We start from the raw sequence: 2,440 nt of genomic DNA on the forward strand, positions 1-2,440 counted from the left end.
TTCAGGCTAGCCCGCTTCATTCATGAGGCTGCGAGTGAGTTGGCGGTCAGGCGCGCGTGAGGGTGGCGCTTGGTGCGCATTTTCGGTCTTCGATGACGGTGTTGGCGGTGGACGGTAGGGACTCGGTTGGGGGCACGTCGCCCCGGCGGTCACGGGGGCATGGCGAGGGCGCGGTCGGCGAAGCGGGCGAGGCTTTGCTTGTAGGGATAGCTCGACGGCAGCGAGACCTTGATGCGGGTGACGAGTTCGGTGACCCGGGCGGCGATCTTGACGAAGGCGAGGCGCACGGTGTCGAACTGGGCGTCGCGCCAGAACGAGGTCTTGGCGGCGAGGCCCTTCAGCGTGTGCAGCAGCCAGTAGGCGGCGGTGTGGACGAGGAGGCGGAACTGGTTGGCCGTCGCCTTCGAGCATGAGGTGCGGTCCGAGGCGAGGTGCAGCTTGTGCGCCTTGATCAGGTTCTCGGCCTGGCCTCGGCCGCAGTAGAGGACCTCGTAGAGCCAGCGTGGCGTGCCGGTGAGGTTGGTCACGACAAAGCGCGTGTCGCTGCCTTGCCTGGTCGCCTCGATGCGGGCGATGACCCGGCGCTCGACTGTCCAGCTCCTGGCGGCGTAGCGAAAGTCGTGGAAGCTGCGGATCTTGTCGGCGTCCTGCTCAGCGCGGCGGACGGCTGCGTCCTCGGCGCGTGCCGCGACGCGGTCGAGCAGCACGCGGTTGCCGGCGAGACCGAAGATGTAGCGGACGCTGTTGCGCTCCAGCCAGCTCATGGCCTCGGGGCGGGCATAGTGGCTGTCGCCGCGGATCACGATCTCGACTTTTGGCCAGCGACGGCGGATCGCCTCGACCAGGTGCCTGAGCACAAGCGCGACCTCGGCACCGTCGGGGGTCTTGCCCGGTCTGAGGATCACCGCCACAGGCTTGCCGGTCGTGGCCTCGTAGATATGGATCGGCAAGAAGCAGCGGTTGTCGTGGTGGGCATGGAACAGCGACAGCTGCTGGGCGCCGTGTACCCGGTCGAGGGTGTCGTCGATGTCCAGCAGGATGCGTCGCGGCACTTCGGCGAAGCTGTCGCAGAAGAGGTCGACCATAGCATCCGTCATGCGAATGAGCGCGGTCTTCCCCGGCAGATTTTCCAATCGGCACATCGTCGGTTGCGAGCAGAGCCCGGCCCCTGTCTCGGGCAGGCGGCCTACCGCCATCTTGAACGCCGGATCGTCACGCAGGGCATCGCAGTCGTTGGCGTCCGGGTAGCCGGCGGCGATCAGCAGCGCGCGGAAGCGGATCATCTCGGCGAGGCCATGCCGCACCCGCTCGGGCGCCCGTGGATCGGTAATGCAGCCGGCCAGCCGCTCGGCGATCCCGAGCCCTCGCTCGATCTCGGCCAGCACCAGCACACCCCCATCCGAGGTCAACCGGCCGCCATCGAAGGCGAGGTGAACCGGCTTGCCCGAAACAGGTGACAGACCGGGGAGAAAGAGAGCATCTTCGGCCATGGCGGGCACACAACTCCGTTCGGTCGCAAAGGCGCGGTCTCAGCAACCGAAACCTAAACGATCCCAACGGCTTATGTCTCGCCCGCCAGCACCGAACACAGCCCTGATGAATTATTCAGGCTAGCCACTCACGAGCTAGAGCGGGCAGCGCGCGCTGTCGGGCGACATGGTTTCTGGGCGGAGGGATACATTGCGACCCTCAAGGCCCGCCGGGACTGTGGGGAAAGTCCAGACTCGACGAACTTGAAGCGGCTGGACGAACTTCGAACGTTCCTGGAGCCTCGGCGGCTGGTCGATCGTGTCCGCGTCTACGTCCTACCTCGCCAATGGGGTACATTTGACATTGCTACCGCGGAGGAACGTACAGGCATAGACACGATCGCTCGGCTCCAAGTTCTCGAAGAGCTGGTGATAGACCTCGGTAAAGAGCTTATCGGTGATGAAGAGGCCCTAGGGTTGCTATTACCGGAACTTTCGAGCGGGTCACCTGGTCGGGCGCGCGCGCTGGGCCGAGGCTTAGCAACCGCCGCCTTCGAATTTGAGAGGTACTGGCAGTTCTTTGTTGCGGCCTTGTCGGCTGTGCCCGCAGGCGATCAGAACCCGGACCTACTGCGCGGATTCCTCGGCATCGTACACGAGAGAGCGCCTGCAACTGCAACAAAAATGTTGGATGACGCAGTCACCAACGCGGTGCTATCACCATTTTTGGTTGAACTCCAACTCGAAGCTGCGATCGACACGGCTGCGGTGACACGCCTGCGCGAGGCCCTCCACAGTGGCGCGACACCCGTCAAACGCTTCGCGCGTCTTTACCTCGGCCATGCAAGCAATTCGGCCAGCCCCTCAGATTTCGCACAACTTCTGAGGGACATCGCTGCAAGGCCTGACGGCCACCCCGTCGCGGTTGAAGTTTTGTATATGCAATCTATAGCGAGCCGATCAAACACACA

Annotated in this window: 2 protein-coding genes; one reads left to right on the top strand and one right to left on the bottom strand. The window is 64.1% G+C overall.

The genetic code is table 11. The annotated features are described in order from the left end of the window. Window positions 1-149 precede the first annotated feature (149 nt). Window positions 150-1,490: an IS1380 family transposase gene (locus M9952_16525; GenBank protein ID MCO5314530.1), complete on the bottom strand. Its 1,341-nt coding sequence runs from the start codon at window positions 1,488-1,490 to the stop codon at window positions 150-152. Between the two features lie 243 nt (window positions 1,491-1,733). Between M9952_16525 and M9952_16530 the strand changes: the two genes are divergently transcribed. After that, window positions 1,734-2,440 (top strand): hypothetical protein (locus tag M9952_16530; GenBank protein ID MCO5314531.1); only part of this gene is annotated, 707 nt, incomplete at its 3' end.

The organism is Microthrixaceae bacterium (assembly GCA_023957975.1).
Lineage (GTDB): Bacteria > Actinomycetota > Acidimicrobiia > Acidimicrobiales > Microtrichaceae > JAMLGM01.

What these genes read in the sequence shown, in the direction of transcription:
- M9952_16525 (MCO5314530.1), bottom strand. Translation starts at nt 1,490, where the DNA reads ATGGCCGAAGATGCTCTCTTTCTCCCCGGTCTGTCACCTGTTTCGGGC.